14 protein-coding genes and 1 tRNA gene are annotated in these 17,602 nt (G+C 66.5%); 11 read left to right on the forward strand and 4 right to left on the reverse strand.

Annotated features, from left to right (window positions below):
* The first annotated feature begins 32 nt into the window (after window positions 1–32).
* Together BSZ40_RS06160 and BSZ40_RS06165 are read left to right on the forward strand one after the other, a co-directional pair.
* Window positions 33–105: transfer RNA gene (locus tag BSZ40_RS06160), tRNA-Arg, on the forward strand.
* Window positions 106–354: 249 nt separating this feature from the next.
* Window positions 355–1,350 carry an IS1249 family transposase gene (locus BSZ40_RS06165; protein WP_425425641.1) on the forward strand — a complete coding sequence of 332 codons (996 nt, stop codon included), beginning with the start codon at window positions 355–357 and terminating at the stop codon, window positions 1,348–1,350.
* Window positions 1,351–2,251: 901 nt separating this feature from the next.
* Here BSZ40_RS06165 and BSZ40_RS06175 read toward each other — a convergent pair.
* Genes BSZ40_RS06175 through BSZ40_RS06185 form a run of 3 tightly spaced genes read right to left on the reverse strand, consistent with a single transcriptional unit; the run spans window position 2,252 to window position 4,914 of the window.
* Complete coding sequence (locus tag BSZ40_RS06175) at window positions 2,252–3,493, reverse strand: galactokinase family protein (RefSeq protein WP_245793905.1); 1,242 nt, start codon at window positions 3,491–3,493, stop codon at window positions 2,252–2,254.
* Entirely contained in the window at window positions 3,490–4,290 is an 801-nt protein-coding gene (locus tag BSZ40_RS06180) for a sugar phosphate nucleotidyltransferase (protein ID WP_084542676.1), read from the reverse strand. Before BSZ40_RS06180 ends, BSZ40_RS06175 begins: the two co-directional genes overlap by 4 nt.
* A 54-nt stretch (window positions 4,291–4,344) precedes the next feature.
* A complete protein-coding gene (locus BSZ40_RS06185; RefSeq protein ID WP_073824314.1) occupies window positions 4,345–4,914 on the reverse strand; it encodes a hypothetical protein in 570 nt (189 codons plus the stop codon).
* A gap of 138 nt (window positions 4,915–5,052) precedes the next feature.
* Between BSZ40_RS06185 and argS the strand changes: the two genes are divergently transcribed.
* From argS to rho, 9 genes are all read left to right on the forward strand, one after another.
* Window positions 5,053–6,732, forward strand: a complete 1,680-nt coding sequence (argS, locus tag BSZ40_RS06190) for an arginine--tRNA ligase (RefSeq protein ID WP_073824316.1) — start codon at window positions 5,053–5,055, stop codon at window positions 6,730–6,732.
* Window positions 6,729–8,108 carry a diaminopimelate decarboxylase gene (gene lysA, locus BSZ40_RS06195; RefSeq protein ID WP_073824317.1) on the forward strand — a complete coding sequence of 460 codons (1,380 nt, stop codon included), beginning with the start codon at window positions 6,729–6,731 and terminating at the stop codon, window positions 8,106–8,108. Before argS ends, lysA begins: the two co-directional genes overlap by 4 nt.
* 75 nt (window positions 8,109–8,183) lie before the next feature.
* Window positions 8,184–9,470 (forward strand): homoserine dehydrogenase, encoded by a 1,287-nt coding sequence (locus BSZ40_RS06200; protein ID WP_073824319.1) that lies wholly within the window; start codon window positions 8,184–8,186, stop codon window positions 9,468–9,470.
* Window positions 9,470–10,549 (forward strand): threonine synthase, encoded by a 1,080-nt coding sequence (thrC, locus tag BSZ40_RS06205; protein ID WP_073824320.1) that lies wholly within the window; start codon window positions 9,470–9,472, stop codon window positions 10,547–10,549. Before BSZ40_RS06200 ends, thrC begins: the two co-directional genes overlap by 1 nt.
* Before the next feature lie 8 nt (window positions 10,550–10,557).
* Window positions 10,558–11,481 carry a homoserine kinase gene (thrB, locus tag BSZ40_RS06210; RefSeq protein ID WP_073824322.1) on the forward strand — a complete coding sequence of 308 codons (924 nt, stop codon included), beginning with the start codon at window positions 10,558–10,560 and terminating at the stop codon, window positions 11,479–11,481.
* 90 nt (window positions 11,482–11,571) lie between these two features.
* Window positions 11,572–13,218, forward strand: a complete 1,647-nt coding sequence (locus BSZ40_RS06215; RefSeq protein WP_124851465.1) for a hypothetical protein — start codon at window positions 11,572–11,574, stop codon at window positions 13,216–13,218.
* Window positions 13,219–13,222: 4 nt separating this feature from the next.
* Window positions 13,223–13,978, forward strand: a complete 756-nt coding sequence (locus BSZ40_RS06220; RefSeq protein ID WP_073824325.1) for an SMI1/KNR4 family protein — start codon at window positions 13,223–13,225, stop codon at window positions 13,976–13,978.
* Between the two features lie 114 nt (window positions 13,979–14,092).
* Window positions 14,093–14,746, forward strand: a complete 654-nt coding sequence (locus tag BSZ40_RS06225) for an SMI1/KNR4 family protein (protein ID WP_073824326.1) — start codon at window positions 14,093–14,095, stop codon at window positions 14,744–14,746.
* A 157-nt stretch (window positions 14,747–14,903) separates the two neighbouring features.
* Entirely contained in the window at window positions 14,904–16,772 is a 1,869-nt protein-coding gene (gene rho, locus BSZ40_RS06230) for a transcription termination factor Rho (RefSeq protein ID WP_073824328.1), read from the forward strand.
* A 171-nt stretch (window positions 16,773–16,943) separates the two neighbouring features.
* Here rho and BSZ40_RS06235 read toward each other — a convergent pair whose 3' ends face one another.
* The gene (locus BSZ40_RS06235; RefSeq protein ID WP_073824329.1) at window positions 16,944–17,573 is read right to left on the reverse strand and encodes an SIMPL domain-containing protein; all 630 of its coding nucleotides are present in this window, start codon (window positions 17,571–17,573) and stop codon (window positions 16,944–16,946) included.
* Window positions 17,574–17,602 lie beyond the last annotated feature (29 nt).

The following is a 17,602-nucleotide window of genomic DNA, read 5'->3' on the forward strand; positions in this document are numbered from 1 at the left end:
ACTGCCGAGAGCCTGCTAGGATTTACTCCGTTGCCCCGGTAGCTCAGTGGATAGAGCGCTTGCCTCCGGAGCAAGAAGTCGAAGGTTCGAATCCTTTCCGGGGCACAACGACGGCGGGTCACCTAAATGGTGGCCCGCCGTTTGCGTTGCTGTGCGAGGTGGAGATTTGGGGGCTGTAGGCCCAAATGTGTTGTTCTGGGGTTTGGTTTTCGTTGTGTTTGTTGGGCAAAGTGGGGTTTGAAGTTGGGGTGTGGCAACTTCAAGGTCGGACAGATTGTGTTGCTGGCGGGGCTGGTTTTCGTTGTGTTTGCAACGGATTGGTGGTGTTGAAGTTGGTGGGGTCAGGTTTGGGGGATGAACACTGCCAAATGCCCGCTGTGTGCGGCGGTGATGACTTGGCATGGCAAGACCCGTGGTGGGGCCCAGCGGTGGCGTTGTCGTAGTTGTAACGTTTGGCGGGTTGGGCGCATTGATTCAAGCGCTAAGCAACTACAGGCTTTCTTGACTTGGCTGTTAGGCGCGGGACGTCAGGCCGACATGCCTGGCGTTGGTAGGACCTTTCGGCGTCACTGCCAAAAGTTTTGGTGTCTGTGGCCCCTGTCCCCGATCGTGGACGAGGTCCACGAAGTCGTCTTCGTTGACGGTATCCATCTGGGGCGTAAAGCGGTGGTCTTGATTGCCCGCAGTAGGCACCACGTGCTGGGCTGGTACGTGGCTCGTAACGAAAACTCCCGGGCCTGGGCGGCGCTCTTAGCTAGGATCGCCCCGCCACAGATGGTGGTCACTGACGGGGGCAGTGGTTTTGATAAGGCCCGCAGACAGCACTGGCCAGGCACTATGGTGCAGCGCTGTACTTTCCATGTTTTTGGGATGATCAAGACCGCTACCACCACTCGTCCCAAGCTGGAAGTCTCCCGCCAGCTCTACGCCCTTGGGCTCGATCTGATCCGTCTACACACCCGTGACCAGGCCTTGGGATGGCTCCAGGCCTACCAAGCCTGGACCACGTGTTGGCAGAGCTTTCTAGATGAGAAGACCACCGGGCCAGACGGCAAGCAATTCTTCACCCACGCGCCCTTGGTCAAGGCCCGCAACAGTCTGAACCGTCTGCTGCGGGCAGGGGTGTTGTTCAGTTTTCTGGCCCCGGGCTGGCTAACGGTGATGCCCGCGATGAACAACCAGATCGAAGGAGCAACCAACGCCCCGCTGCGTCAGATGCTGCGCGATCACCGCGGCCTAGGGCTAGTCAGACGGATCAAAGCGATCTTTTGGTGGTGTTACATGCACACCCAAGCCCCGCTACCGGCAGTCAAGATCCTTAAAACCATGCCCACCGACGCCCAGATCTAGGCCGCTTACCAAGTTGCTGCTCTCCACGCCCAACCCGCTGACTTCCTGCCCCGCTAGGGAGACGCCATTGTCTGGAGAGAACTCCACCACACAAGCCCATACCGCAACGACTGGAACTAAGCAACCCACCCCACCCCCAAGCAACACAATTTGCCCTATAACCCGGATGTTTAGCGTCCGGCCACTAACCCCCGCTGTTCCCACTCCTGCCATCTCCGTAGCTTCACCATCGTGTCCTTAGCGCACCATCGTGTCCTTAGTGCACCGTCATGTCCTTAGTGCACCGTCATGTCCTTATTTCAGTGTTTTAAGGGCATGATGGTGACTTAAGGGCATGATGGTTGCCCCGTCATCGGGCAGCAACTCCTCGCGAGTCGTGAATGGCTGGTGCAGGGGGCAGCCCCAAAGACGCCGCTAATCCCACTGCTTGGGCTGTAACTCCAGCTCGGCAAGGCGTGCGAGGCCTGCCGTACACACACCCCTGCCGCTAACCCGCAAATGCAGCTTCAGCCTGGGGCGAGGCCACCGCCTGGAGGCAGTGGCAGCATTCCAGCCCCTGCAGCAACAGCCGGAGCCGAGCAGCCTGCACCCCAAAGCAACACGTTTTGGACTGCGGTGCTCAAGGCCATCCTTGCGGACCTGGCTCACCAGCACGCCTTTGGCTCACCACCATGCCCTTAACACACCAGCACGCCCATATGTCGGTGTTTTTAGGGCGTGCTGGTGGGGTTCCTGGCTACCTACTTCTTTGGCTTCGCCGACGCGGACGCAGACACCGCCCGGGATGTCAAGAAGGTCCGCCTCGGCAACCGCGCACCGGTAGCGCGCTGAGCGAACCGGCAAGGGGTGGGGCCCGGCAGCAGCGTGCTGCCGGGCCCCACCGGATGCTGCCGCACCTCGCTCAGGCGACTACGGTGCGCTGCACGCCTTGCCCGGGACGGGTGATGATCGTGGAGGCACGGCTGCCCTCTTCGGGCCAATGTGTCTGGTATTCAGCCAGCCAACGCGCCGCGAAATCTTCCGCGTCGCCACTGGGCACGAGCGCCCACACCGAGCCACCGAAGCCGGCCCCGAAGGCGCTGGCGGCCACGGCCCCGCTGCTGCGCGCCAGGCGGTGCAGCGAGATGGTCTGCGGCACCTGGTTGGAGAGCCCCTCCTCGGTCCAGGTCTGGGACTGATCCACCAGCCGCCCGAACTCAGCGAGGTCGTGCGCGGCCAACGCGTCGGCAGCCGCGGGTACCAGGGACTCCGATTCGGCGAGGAATTGCTCGAACCGTCCGCGCAGGTAGCTGGTGCGGCCGAGCAGTTTGCGCATGATTTCGGGGGCGTCGGGCTGGGACCGCACGGCGGAGGCCAGGTAGATGTCGTGGCGATCCATGGCCTTGTTCCACAGGGCAACTATCTCTCGAGTGGAGAGGGAGGCCCGGTTGTACAGTTCGCGCGCTTGGCCCGATTTTTCGGCGAGCACGCCGGAGACGGCGATCACGAACGTGTGGTCGGTGGGGAAGGGCACGCGCCGCTCGTAGCGGGTGGGGCAGAACGAGTACTGCGACAGCTCCCCGGCGGTGCAGCACAGCATGGCGGTGTGGTCCTCCGAACCGCCAAATGTGCCGACCCCGGCGTGTCCGGCCAGGTCGCCGAAGCTTTGGCCGTTCTCGATGCAGGCGAGGTAGGCGGCGTACTGCTCCAAGGTCGTGATGTTGTCACGGAAGACATCGGTGCTTTCGATGCCTGCGATATCGATGAGGCAGCGGGCCAGCCCGACGATCATCGCTGAGGAGGAGGACATGCCCGAAGCGAGCGGCAAGGTGGAGGAGACGTGGATTTGCGCGCCGCGCACTGCGGTGGGGAAGTTGGTGGCCAGGCGGGCGGCGACAGCCGCTGGGTAGCCGGACCAGTGCCCGTGCCGATCCTCGTGTTGGGCTGCGAACGGCACCTCGACCACCTCGCCCGGAATGGCCTCGGAGGTGACGCGCAGGACTGGCTCATCGATGGCCGTGGCGGCAAAGGTGATGCCGACGTCGGAGGCCGCCAGTAGGGAGCGTCCGCCCGCATAGTCGGTGTGTTTTCCGAGCACTTCGATGCGGCCCGGCACCGTCCAGGTGACCTTTTCGGCGGGTGCGGACAGCGGCGTGATGGTCACAGGACTACCTCGGTGTCAGCCAACGCCGCTTGCACCGCCGCAATGTCGGTGCGGCGCGACATGTCCAAGACGCCCACCGCGGCGCGCACCACGGTGAAAGGGGTTCCCGCAGCGATCGCTGCTCGCACGGCGTCGGGCAGCTCGTACTCGCCCCGCACCGACTTAGCAATCGAGCGGCAGGCGGTGAAGATCGCGGGCGTGAACACCCACGCGTTCATGTTGGTGGGGGCGTCCTCGCCCAGTTCGGCAATTTGCGTGGGGGTCGGCTTTTCGACGATGTCCACCATGGTGCCGTCAGCGGCAACCTCGATGAGGGCGAAGGCGGCGATGCGGTCGGCGGGAATATTGGACTGGGACACTAGAGCCTCTCGGTCGAAGCCGACGACGCCTGCCCCCGGAAGCTCCGTCAGGGCCCGCAGGGCACTGACGGGGTAGTAGTTGTCGGAATTGAGCACGAGGAAGGAGTCCTCGCCCGCGAAGTCCGCGGCAGCGGCGACGGCGTCGGCGGTGCCGAGCGGTTCGACCTGGACGGCGTAGTGAATCTTGACCCGGCTGGTGGGCACGGTGTCGTAGTAGTCGCGGAAGATGTTGTGCTCGGGGCCGATGACGAGGCAGACGTCGGTGATACCGGCATCGGCGAGGGCGGAGATGACGTAGTCCAGGAATGGGCGGCCGATGTCGATCATTCCTTTGGCGCCGACGTCAGCGGCCGCACTGGCGGGGGCGGCGGAGTCTTGCTCCCGCATGCGGGTGCCGAGACCGCGGGCGAGGATTACTGCCTTCGTCGTCTTAGTCATGGGCCACATGGTAGTGGCCGCTCTCCGTTCCTGGCGCGAATCCGGCCCGTGTGGTTACCGGGTGGCAGTCAGTCGCCGCCGACGCACCAGGGCCCAGATCCCGAAACTGAGGGCGAGGACGAAAGTGAGCATGACCCCAACCGTTTTCGTGAGAGAGAACCAGGAACCCAGCTGGGGCAGGGTGGGGCTGACCTCGGGGTAGGCGCGCAGTGCCAACCAAGTGCAGACATTTTCGCCCCAGTCACTGAGGCCCGCCAGCACCGGAATTAGGGATATCAGCCGTGCGGGGCGGGGCAGGCCCAGGTACCGGGTTAAGGCGGCCAATAGCAACCCGAAGGAGGTCATGAACAGGGCGGGATACACCATGTCGACGGGGAGCTGAATGTGCTGGTAGTAGTCACGACCCTCGACGCCGAGGGCTTCGTAGAGGCTGACGGTTTCGGCGTGGCTGAGTCCCGTGGGGGACAGGTCGGCGAGTTGGTGTCCGGGCGCGAAGCCCTGGAGCGCGGGGGTGGTGATCAACAGGAGGGTGAGGTAGACCCCGCCGGTGAGGGCCAAGAGGGTGAGCAGCAGGCCGATGCGGGTGCGGGAGGTCAGGGGAGTGCCGACCGAGGTTTCATCCATATTTCAACTTTAACCCCGTCCATCTTCTGGTGGGGCCAGTTTGCCCCCGCCGACCAGAGACGAAAGCTAACTGTGATGCTGGCCGCGCCTGCCGCCGACAGTCCAAGACGGGCTCAGGGGACGTAATAGGCTTTGGTCATGACACCTGCTGAGCTTGCCGCGCACGTGCGCACCGCCCTGTTAGCCCTCATCGACGCGGGCCAAGTAGCCCTCGATCCGGCCGAGGTGCCGGACCCAGTCAAGGTGGAGCGTCCCCGATCCCGTGAGCACGGCGACTGGGCAACCAACGTGGCCCTCCAGCTGGGCAAGAAGGCGGGCACCAACCCCCGGGCGTTGGCGGAGCTGCTGGCCGCGCAGCTGCGGGAGATTGAGGGGATCGACAGCATAGAGATCGCGGGTCCGGGTTTCTTGAACATTCGCCTGTCGTCGGGGGCCGCCGGCGAGCTGGCGCGCACCATTTTGACGCAGGGCGAGGCCTACGGACACACGAACACCGGGGCAGGCCACCACGTCAACCTGGAATACGTCTCCGCCAACCCGACCGGCCCGGTGCACCTGGGCGGGGCCCGGTGGGCCGCCGTTGGCGACACCCTGGCCCGCCTGTTTGCCGCCACCGGCGCCAAGGTGACTCGCGAGTACTACTTCAACGACCACGGTGCGCAGATCGACCGTTTTGCCCGCTCGCTGTACGCCCGGGCGCTGGGGCAAGAACCCCCGGAGGACGGCTACGGCGGCCAGTACATCGAAGACATCGCCAACCAGGTTTTGGCCCAGCAAGCCGAGCGCGGTGAGCCGGACCCGCGGCAGCTGCCCGAAGAGCAGGCCGTCGAGGTCTTCCGGGCCAACGGCGTGGAGTTCATGTTCGCGGAGATCAAGCAGCGACTGGCTGACTTCCGCACCGAGTTCGACGTCTTCTTCCACGAGGACTCCCTGCACACCTCCGGGGCGGTCGCACGCGCCATCGACCAGCTGCGGGGACGCGGCGTGATCTTCGAAGAGGGAGGCGCCACCTGGCTGCGCACCACTGACTTCGGGGACGACAAGGATCGCGTGCTCATCAAGTCCGACGGGGCCCCCGCCTACTTTGCCGCTGATGTCGCCTACTACCTCGACAAGCGGGACCGCGGTGCCGACAAGTCCATCTACCTGCTGGGAGCCGACCACCACGGCTACGTCGGCCGCATGATGGCCCTGTGCGCCGCCTTCGGCGACACCCCCGGGGAAAACATGGAAATCCTCATCGGCCAGATGGTGAACCTGGTCAGTGGTGGGGAAGCGGTACGCATGTCCAAGCGGGCCGGCAACATTGTCACCTTGGACGACCTGGTGGACGCCGTCGGCGTCGACGCCGCCCGCTACGCCCTGGTGCGTTCCTCCATGGACTCGCAGATCGACATCGACCTGGATCTGCTGCGCTCCACCTCAAGCGAAAACCCCGTCTACTACGTGCAGTACGCCCACGCTCGTACCTGCAACGTCGCCCGCAATGCCGCCGCCCACGGAGTGCGGCGCGAGGACGGCTTCGACCCGGCCGAGCTGTCTGCGCCCGCCGACGCCGAGCTGCTGGGCGAATTGGCGCGCTTCCCCGAGATCGTGGCGCAGGCCGCTGAACTGTCTGAACCCCACCGGGTGGCCCGCTACCTCGAGTCCACCGCCGCGGCCTACCACACGTGGTACGGCAAGTGTCGCGTCACGCCGCGCGGGGACGACCCAGTCACGCCTGCGCACGTGGCCCGCCTGTGGCTCAACGACGCAGTCACCCAGGTGCTCGCCAACGGCCTGCGGTTGCTCGGCGTCTCCGCCCCGGAGCGCATGTGACCGGCGGGGCGCCGTTGGCCTGCCCTGAGCCCGACCAACGGCCCGACCTGTGGCCCGCCAACGTGCGGCGGGCAGCTGACGGCGCCCTGACCATGGCGGGGCAGCGGCTGCCGGACTTAGCGGCCCAGTTCTCCACCCCCGCCTACCTGCTGGATGCGGCCGATTTGGCGGGTCGCGCCGAGGTGTACGCCACCGCGTTCGCCGAGGAGTTTTGGCCCAACTACGGCATGAACGGCGCCGACGTCTACTACGCCGGTAAGGCGTTTTTGTGCCGGTACGTGGTGCGCACCGTCGTCGACCACGGCCTGGGCGTGGACACGGCTACCGGCGGGGAGCTGGAGATCGCGCTCGCAGCGGGCGCGGACCCGGGACGGCTGACTCTGCACGGCAACAACAAATCGCGGGCCGAGATCGAGCGGGCGCTGCAGGCCGGGGTGGGACGCCTGGTGTTGGATTCCCTGCCTGAGATCGACTTTGTGGCCGAGATCGCCGCGCGCTTGGGCGTGGTAGCGCCCGTCATGGTGCGGGTGACCACCGGGGTGCACGCGGGCGGCCACTCCTACATCTCCACCGCCCACGAGGATCAGAAGTTCGGGTTGTCGGTGGCGGCGGGCAGCGCGCTGGAGGCACTGACCCGGGTGGCTGCGCATCCGCAACTGCGGTTGGTTGGGATCCACTCGCACATCGGCTCGCAGATCTTCGATTTGACCGGCTACCAGGTGGCTGGGCGGGCAATTTTGGAGTTGCGGGCCGCCCTGCAAGCGCGTGGTATCGCGGTCCCGGAGGTGGACTTCGGCGGCGGGGTGGCGGTGGCCTACACGGACGCCGACCCCGTGGCGCCGTCGGCTGCCACCTTTGCACGCACGCTGGCCGAGCTGGTGCGCACCGAGTGTGAGCGCCTGGGTACCGACGTGCCGCACGTGAGCGTGGAGATGGGGCGGGCCATTATCGCCCCCACGACGCTCACGCTTTACACCGTCGGCACGGTCAAGCCAGTGCAGCTCGACGACGGGGGCTCGCGCCTCTACGTCTCCGTCGACGGGGGCATGAGTGACAACATTCGCCCCGCTCTCTACGGTGCGGCCTATACCGCCACCCTGGCCAATCGTCGGTCGGCCGCTCAGTTGGTGACGGCCCGGGTGGTGGGACGACACTGCGAGTCCGGCGACATCGTGGTCCACGACGTGGCCCTGCCCGCCGACATCACTGCCGGGGATCTGTTGGCTGTCCCCGTCACGGGGGCCTACGGCCGGTCGATGGCCAGCAACTACAACGCCGTGCCGCGACCGCCCGTGGTGGCGGTGACACAAGACGGGGCGCAGGCAATCGTGCGCCGCGAGACGGTGGCGGACCTGCTGTCCCTCGACATCGGCTAAAGGTCGGACACTCTGCCCGCCTCCGGTGGTGTGGCCCATATACTGCGCCCAGACCCACCAAGCTCAGGAGTTTGCATGCCGGAAGTTTCCCTCGCCGTCCTTGGGGCGGGCACGGTTGGTTCCCAGGTGCTGCGGCTGCTGGGGCAGCGCGCTGACGATCTCGCTGCCCGCGCCGGGGCCCAGTTGGTGGTCAAGGCCGTTGCGGTGCGTAATCTCGCCACCCCGCGCCCCGACTTCATCGACCCCGCGCTGTTGACGACCGACGCGCGGGCCGCCATGGCGGGAGTTGACATTGTGGTGGAGCTGATTGGGGGGATCGAGCCTGCCCGCAGCTTGGTGCTGGCGGCCTTGGCGCAAGGCAGCACCGTGGTCACCGGCAACAAGGCCCTGCTGGCCGCGCACGGGCCCGAGCTATACGAGGCCGCCGCCGCCAGTGGCGCCGACCTGTACTACGAGGCCGCCGTGGCCGGGGCGGTGCCCGTCGTCTACGCCATTCGCGAGTCTCTCGCCGGGGACCGCATTACCAAGATTCTCGGCATCGTTAACGGCACCACGAACTACATCCTGGACGAGATGACGACCAAGGGCCTGGACTTCCAGGAGGCCCTGGCCACGGCCCAACAATTGGGATACGCCGAGGCTGATCCGACGGCCGACGTCGACGGCCACGACGCCGCGGCCAAGGCCGCGATCTTGTCCTCCCTGGCCTTCCACACGCGGGTCGCCAGTAAGGACGTGCCGGTCACCGGGATCCGGCACATCACCGCGGCGGACATCGCCCAGGCCCGCGCGGACGGTTACGTCATCAAGCTGCTGGCCTCGGCCGAGCGACACGCCGACGGATACGACGTGCGAGTCGAGCCGCGGCTGGTGCCGCTCGTGCACCCGTTGGCCAGCGTCAGCGGCGCGTTCAATGCGGTAGTCGTGGAGAGTGAGGCGGCTGGACGGCTCATGTTTTACGGTCAGGGGGCCGGCGGGGCGCCGACCGCCTCGGCCGTGCTCGGTGACGTGGTGGCGGCCGCCAGCCACAAGGTGCGGGGCGGTAACGCGCCTGCCGAATTGGCCTACGCCGACCTTGCCGCCCTGCCGCCCAGCCGGGTCCGGGCCCGGCGGTGCCTGACCATTGAACTGTGCGACCAGCCGGGGCAGTTGGCGGCGGTGGCTAACATTCTGGCCGGGCACGACATTTCGATCGACCGGGTGCATCAGCGACCCTTGGCCGCCCAAGAAGGGCAGCCACGGGCGGCGGTGACGATCATGACCAAGGCCGCCACCCGGGCCGCTCTCGACGCGGCCGTGACCGAACTGGGCTCGCTCGCGGTCCGCATCATCAACGTCCTGACGGTGGAAGGAAACGACTAATGGCACACCAGTGGCGCGGGCTAATCGAAGAATACCGCGAGCGCCTGCCGATTGCGGCAGACGACCCCGTAGTGAGCCTATTGGAGGGCGGCACCCCGCTGGTACCGGCTCCGGCCCTGTCCGCGCGGGTGGATGCGCAGGTGTGGGTGAAGGTGGAGGGCGCCAACCCCACCGGGTCCTTCAAGGATCGCGGCATGACCATGGCGATGAGCAAGGTGGCGGCCACTGACACGCAGATGGTGGTGTGCGCCTCAACGGGTAACACCTCCGCCTCGGCTGCCGCCTACGCGGTGGCGGCGGGCCTGCGCTGCGCCGTCGTGCTGCCCACCGGCAAGATTGCCGCGGGCAAGCTGGCCCAGGCCATCGTGCACGGGGCCGAGCTGGTGGCCGTGGACGGCAACTTCGACGACTGCCTGACGATGGCGCGTTCCCTGGCGGCCAACTACCCGGTGGCCCTGGTTAACTCGGTCAACCCCTACCGGCTGCAGGGACAAAAGACCGCAGCTTTCGAGATCGTGGATGCGCTGGGCGATGCCCCCGACATTCACGTCCTGCCGGTCGGCAATGCTGGCAATATCTCGGCCTACTGGATGGGCTACCGCGAGTACGCGGGCCTGGACGCGGGGGCCGACTTCGCCCCGCAGGCCACCAAGACCCCCCGCATGTGGGGAGTGCAGGCCGCCGGGGCCGCGCCCTTTGTCAGCGGTGCCCCCGTGGCTCAGCCCGAGACGATCGCCACCGCGATCCGGATCGGTAACCCGGCCTCGTGGGAGCTGGCAATTGCGGCCCGCGACCAGTCCGGGGGCGCCATCACCGCCGTCAGCGACGCGGAGATCCTGGCCGCCCAGGCCCTGCTGGCTGCCGAGGTGGGCATCTTCGTCGAGCCGGCGTCGGCCGCGTCGATCGCGGGCCTGCTGGCCGCCCACGCGCGCGGCGAGGTACCCGCGGGGGCCCGCATCGTCTGCACGGTGACCGGCAATGGTCTGAAGGACACCGCCACCGCGCTCGGTGAGCGGCAGATCGAGCCGACGGTCATCCCGCCGCAGGCTGCGGCGGCCGCCGAGTTCCTCGGACTGTAGGGCGCGCCATGTCGATCGTGCGGGAGCAAGCCACCGTCGTCGTCCCAGCCACCTCGGCCAATCTCGGGCCGGGCTTTGACAGCCTCGGTCTGGCCCTCGGCATCTACGACGAGATCACCGCGCGTGCCACCACTGGGGCCACCGAGGTGACGATTCACGGGCAAGGGGCGAGCAGGGTCGCCACTGACGAGCGCAACCTGGTGGTGCGAGCGCTGCGCGTCGGCCTGGAGGCCGCCGGGGCGCCCGAATGCGGGTTGGAGTTGACTTGTCACAACCGGATTCCGCACGGGCGGGGCCTCGGCTCCTCGGCGGCGGCGGTCGTGGCGGGGCTCATGCTGGCCCGGGGCCTGACCACCCCGCCGGTTACGCCGTCCGAGTTCGACCCGGCCAGCCGGGGCGTGCTCAACGACGAGCTGTTGTTGGAGCTGGCCACCGAGTTCGAGGGACATCCGGATAATGTCGCCCCTGCGCTTTACGGCGGGGCGACCGTCGCCTACGTGGACGGCGACGGACGGGGGCGGGCCGCCCGCGTGCCGCTGGGGCGGGAACTGCCGCTGACGGTCCTGGTTCCGGAGGTGCGCCTGGCCACCAAGAAGGCGCGGGCGGCGCTGCCCGCCAGCGTCCCGCACGGGGACGCGGCCTTCAACGTGGCTCGCGCCTGCCTGCTGGTGCTGGCCCTGGCCGGGGGCGAGGTAGAGCTACTGACCGCCACGGAGGATCGGCTCCACCAGGACTCCCGCCGTGCCTCCATGCCCGGCACTGTCGGCGCCGTCGACGCGCTACGACGTCGCGGACTGCCCGCGGTCGTCTCCGGGGCCGGGCCCTCCATCCTGGTGCTGGCGCACCTGGATGCCGAGCTGCGCAGCGAGTTGTCCCGCGACTGGCAGGTGCTGACGCCGTCGCTGGACATGAGTGGAGCGCGCCTGCGCTAGCTAGCGGGGCACTTTCGGGGCGGCCGGTTGCCGGACTGCCGGTGATATGCCTGCTAGCGTCGATGGGGAAGTCCGATGAAAGGAGCTCCGTTGACCCGCCCAACTGACTGGTCTGCGTTGTCCTTGTCTAGCGACCCAACGCCGGGCGATCCGGCGGTTGTGCGAGAGGGAGGCCGCAAGTATAAGGCGGTAGCGGATTCGATAAAACGAATTGCCGATAACATGCGGAAGCTGTCGGCAGGGACGGTGCAATCGCAGTCGGTGCAGGCACTCATGGAGTCCCGCGATACTGTTGTAGAGGGGGTAGGGAAGGCTGAGAATCGGTACCGGCAGGCTGGCCAGGCACTGGAGGACTACGCGGTAGTCCTCGATCGGGTCCAGGTAGAGACCGCGGAAGCCCTGGCCAAAGCTCGCAGCGCGGTGACGGACAGGGACGCGGCAGAGGCCGCGGCCAAGCGTTACGACACCAGCGCTGAATCTGCAGGCACCGACGACAGCTTGCAAGAAAAGTACTCCCGCCGCGCTGCCGAGGAGCGAAGCGCTGCCGCCGACGCCCGGAGCACAATTGCCGCCCAGCAGACAGTGGTGCAGCAGGCGGTAGCGGACCGCGACGCCGCTGCCCGCACTGCGATAGACGGCATCAATATGGCAACCGAGAGCGACGGTCTGAACGACGGCTGGTGGGAAAACTGGGGCGCCAAGCTAACGAAGATACTGGCGAAGATATGCGAATTTGTATCCATGGTGACCGGCATCTTGGCGTTGCTGGTGTGTTGGATCCCGGTGATCGGCCAAGCAATGGCAGCTGTGCTGATGACCATTTCTGCCGTCGCGGGGATCCTAGCGGCATTGGGTAATATTTTGCTGGCAGCTACCGGGCAGATCTCTTGGAAGGAAGCGCTGCTGTCTATCGGGATGGCGGTGTTATCGTGCATCGGGCTCGGCTGGTTCAGGGGCGCTTTCGGGGCGTTGTGTCGGGCGGTGCCGTTGTTAGGAAAGGGGGCGGCAAGCGTCTCGCGGGCGGCCTCCGCGGTAGCCGCCGGAGTGAAAGGTACGGCGGCCTTTCAGAAGCTGGCTCAGGCTTACGGGCGTGCCAACAGTGCGGTGCGGACGTTGGTGGCCAAAGCGGTCTCTAAGACGCCACTAAATCAGTTCAAACAGACCTTTGACGTTCACATGGCAATTCTGCGGAGGAACCTGGAGACAAGATTTGGAAAATCCACTACTCCGGTTCGTTTCAGGGAGACCCATGGACTGGATGATGCAGCGCGGGCATTTCTGCGGGATCGGGCGGTTCCACGGGGGGCAACCCGCGAATTTAGGCGCGAATTTACTGAGAAATACGCGGGCATGCCTAAACAGAGGGACCCGGCTTTGAAGGCGCCTAAGGGTGGTGACCCAATATATTCCCGTGTTGAGCAAATCCAGACTGAGCACATTGTGCCCTTTGATGACATTATTCGTATGGATGGTTTTGATAAGCTCTCTGAGGTGCATCGGCTCCAGGTTGTGCGAGAGGCAGAGAATCTGATGCCGCTGAGTCAACCGGCTAATGCTTCGCGACAGGCGACGCACTACTCAGATTGGACCCAGGTTGTGTCTGGCAGGCACGCGGGAGCCACGGTGCCAGCTCTCTATCGGCATCAAATGGCGAGCCTGCAAAATGTTTTGCAGGACAGGATGCAGTTCATTATCGACGATTTAGTGGCTTCGATGAAGACAAGTAGGGGCGGGTAGCTCGATGAGCGAAAAGCGCGGATCGGCACTGCGGGAGCGCATTGAATATTTGCAAAACTATGTGTTTGGGCGCGGCGAGCTGACCTTTCTGGATGGTCCAGTGGCGGCGAGCGTGGCGGTCCCGGACTGTTGGCGGCGATTGCCGGAGCTTGTGCCCGAGGGGCGGGTCGGCCTCGCAGTGGGGAAAGTGCGGGAGGTCCTTGGTGGCCGACTCCCGATCACTTCACAACTATTTTCTGTTTTCACTCGCGATGTTGAGCTAGTGCGGATAGGGAATGATTATTTCCTGCTATACTTGCTTATCGGGCCCCACGGAGATGCGGCCTATTACCTTGGAGGCAACCCGCTGCAGCCTGAGCAAATAGACCCGCCGCTGCGCCCCGAACTGGGTGAGTTGGGGTCGAGGTGGGGAGAACTGCCGGAAGAACTACAGAGCTTCTATCGGCAAGTGCACAGCGGGTTGTCGGCCCTGGAGATGCGTTGCTATGGCCTGAACCCCTCGTGGGGGGTGCGGTGTCTTGGGGATTTCGACCTGGGGGCAGATAACCCGCTGCGTCCCCAATTTGCCGATGCCTACGTTTTCTTTTCCACCTGGCGTTTCGGTGGCAACATGCTGGCGATTGATCTGGCTGGCGACGCTCCAGACAATGGTATTTTGTGGATGCGGGACGACGAAAACCGCTTGGGCGTGAATTTCTGGGGATACCTGGACATGTTATGGGCATTGGCTATCGGTGACATGCTTTCCGTAGAAATCTAGGAGGAGTGCGTGGGTTGGTTCGGCAGACGGCGGGATGGGGCTGGGCCGCGCGGTAATGGCCCGGACCCCAGTTCGGTTGCCTACTTTGCGGCCCACTGGCCGGGGGGAGGCACATTGGGAGAAGGAGGACAGGACGTCGGCGCCCCTGCCCACTGGCGGCGCCTTGTCTTCGCCGCCTCACCCGCAGAGCGGGTAGCGGCCTGGCGGGCAGAATTCGGTCAGGCGTGGCGGCAGCGGCTACCCCAAAGTTGGGCGGTGGTGGAACAGACGTTGACCGATGTGGCATTGGCCGAGCTGTCTGGTTCCCCCTGCCTGATAGGCAGGTTGGAGACGGACAACGGGGTGGAGTTCCTGGTGGCGGCAGCACCAGTGGAGCCTGCTGCGGCGCAGGCGCAGCTGGCGGCGCGCGGCGTCAGCTGGCAGGACGTCCCGGACTCGGTGCGCCACTGGTATGAGAAGGTGCACGGGGCGCTGTGGCTTGGGGCGTTCATGCCCATCTTGCGCTCTTTGCCCGAGGTGGAGAACCTGGCGGAATACGCCACGCTGCCGCCCGCCGACTATCCCGACTTCGCGGCCTGCTACGTGTTTTCCGAGCGGGGCAACGGCGACCCCGTGGTCTTGCGCTTGTCCGCGCCAGGAGCCGGACAGGCGTACCTGTGGGGGCACGACTCCAGCGGCCCGCAGGGCCCTCAGCTAACCGTGGTTGACTTTTGGTCGGCCATCGACTGGCACCTGGCCGCCGAGCTGGGCGGGAGCGAGCTCACCTAGCTGCCTGCCGGGGCAGGAGGGCCGGTTTGCTATACTGTCGGCGAGCGCCAGCTGTAGATGGTCCGGCGCCCCGCCAGCGAACGAGGCTGGTATCCCAACTGCCTAGCGCAGTTTCACTCCATTCGATCCGTGCAATAGGCACGCAGGAGGAACCCAATTGAGTGACGAGTCCACGAACGCAGGGGCATTGACTGCCATGCGCCTGCCCGAGCTGAAGCAGCTCGCCAAGGAACTCGGCGTCCCCAGCGTCTCCACCAAACGCAAGCCGGAGCTCATCGCCGCCATTTCCGCGATCCGCGTGGCGCAGCGGCAAAAGGCCGCAGAGCCTGTCGCCCCCACCCCGCAGGCCGAGCGCGGCGAGGATGCCGCTGCGGAGCGGCGGGTGGCGCCCCGGCGGCGGGCGGCCAGTGAGGTAGCCGCCGTCGTTCCGTCGCAGGAAACTGCCGCAGAGCTCCCCGTCGAACCCACCCGGGGCGAGGGCGTGCGGGTGGAGGCTACCAGCCGCGGGGAGCGTGCCGGCCGGTTGCAACGCGCCGAGCACGACGTGCGGCGCCGCACCCGCCGGGGTGTGAGCGCCCCGGCCGCCGAACCGGGCGAAGCCCCGCTGCTGGACGTGAAGTCCGAGCTGGCCCGCACCCGCGAGGAGGCGGCCGCCCGCCCGGAGCGGCGCCTGGACCAAGACGCCCAACGCGCCCTGGAGCAGGTCTCCGAGGCGGCGGGGGAGCGGCGTCAGCAGCGGCGGGAACGGGACCGCGATCGCGACCGGGAGCGCGACGACGAGCGCGGCGGGCGCAGTCGCCGCAACCGGCGGGACCGCAACAAGCGGCGCGGCCGCGGCGGCGACGTCGAGGTCGATATCGAGATTTCGGAAGACGACGTCCTCATCCCGATCGCGGGCATCCTGGACGTGCAGGACAACCACGCCTTCGTGCGCACCTCCGGTTACCTGCCGGGGCCGAAGGACGTGTACGTGACCATGAACCAGGTGCGGCGCAATGGTCTACGGCCGGGTGATGCTGTGCAGGGCGCCATCCGCGCCCCGCGCGATGGCGAGTCCCAGCCCACCTCGGGGCGGGGCGTGAACAAGGCCAACCCGCTGGTGCGGCTGGACCGGGTGAACTCCATGACGGTGGAGGAGGCCAAGGCGCGGCCCGAGTTCGCCAAGCTGGTGCCGCTCTACCCCAACGAGCAGCTCCGCTTGGAGACCACCCCGAAGGCCCTGACCCCGCGCGTGATCGACATCGTGGCCCCCATCGGGAAGGGGCAGCGCGGGCTGATCGTCTCCCCGCCCAAGGCGGGTAAGACCATCGTGTTGCAGCAGATCGCCAACGCGATCGCCGTCAACAACCCCGAGGTGCACCTGATGGTGGTGCTGGTGGACGAGCGGCCCGAAGAGGTCACCGACATGGAGCGCACCGTCAAGGGGGAGGTCATCGCCTCGACCTTCGACCGTCCCGCTTCCGACCACACCATCGTCGCGGAGCTGGCTATCGAGCGGGCCAAGCGCTTGGTGGAGCTGGGGCAGGACGTGGTGGTGTTGCTTGACTCCATCACCCGCCTCGGCCGCGCCTACAACCTGGCCGCCCCCGCCTCGGGCCGCATCCTGTCCGGTGGGGTGGACGCCTCGGCCCTCTACCCGCCCAAGCGATTCTTCGGGGCGGCCCGGAACGTGGAGAACGGCGGCAGCCTGACGATCCTCGCCACGGCCCTGGTGGAGACCGGCTCGAAGATGGACGAGGTCATCTTCGAGGAGTTCAAGGGCACCGGCAACATGGAGCTGCGGCTGTCGCGGCAGCTGGCGGACCGGCGCATCTTCCCGGCGGTCGATGTCAACGCGTCGGGCACGCGCCGCGAGGAGATCCTGCTCAAGCCCGAAGAGCTCAAGGTCTTGTGGAAGCTGCGGCGGGTGCTGGCCGGCCTGGAGCCGAGCCAGGCTATCGACATCGTGTTGGGCAAGCTGCGCGAGACCCAGTCGAACGCCGAGTTCTTGCTGACTGTCGCCAAGACGACGCCCAGCGACGACTAACAGTCGTCCCGGGGGCGGGTCGCGCGTTTGCGGGGCCCGCCCCTTTTGCTGTCTCTTCGCAGGTGCGCCACCCTAGTTGACGCTGGGGAGACCATAAGTGGCATATATGGCGCCTACGGCGCGTAGACAGCCAACTAGGGTGGGGCCTCCGGGCTGTGGTGCGCCGCGCCGTTAGTCGGCGGCGTACTGGGCGTGGACGGTGACGGTGAGCCGCAGGTCATCGGGCAGCACGGGCGCGGAGTCTGCTGATTTGCGGCTGTGCAGCGACGCCGCGAGGGGGCCGGAGGCGCGGTGCACGGGCAGACTGTCCCAGTTGTCGGACAGGTGCGTGCAGTCCGTCAGCTCCGCCCCGGCCGCGCGCGCCAGCACGGCGGCCCGGCGGCGGGTCTTTTCCACTGCCTCGACCAGCAGCTCCTCCTCGACGGTCGCCTGGGTGGGCGGGCTGAGTTCCCACTCCACGGGCAGCAGCTCAACGTGTTCGTACTGGCCCCAGTGCTGGCAGAAGTCACCCAGGGCGGTCAGGTCCAGGAAGGTTAGGCGCGCCCGGGCGCTGGCGGCGCAGCGCAGAATGCCGCCGCGACGACCAGTGGTCCAGGAGTGCACCCGCACGGGGGACAGGCTCCACTTGCTGACGGCGTGCGGCACTAGGTTCGGCACGGTATCGGCCAGTTCGACGCTGAGCGAGCGCACCGTTTCCATCACTGCCTGGCGGTCTGTGCCTTCGCAGGAAATGTCTAACTCCAGTGTCGCCCACTCGGGTTGCACCAGGCGCTCAGCTTGCGCCTCAACCTTGATCTCCATGGGCGGGAGTATAGGCAGCCCGCCGGGTC

The sequence above is a fragment of the Buchananella hordeovulneris genome (genome assembly GCF_001907235.1).
GTDB classification, from domain to species: Bacteria; Actinomycetota; Actinomycetes; order Actinomycetales; family Actinomycetaceae; genus Buchananella; species Buchananella hordeovulneris.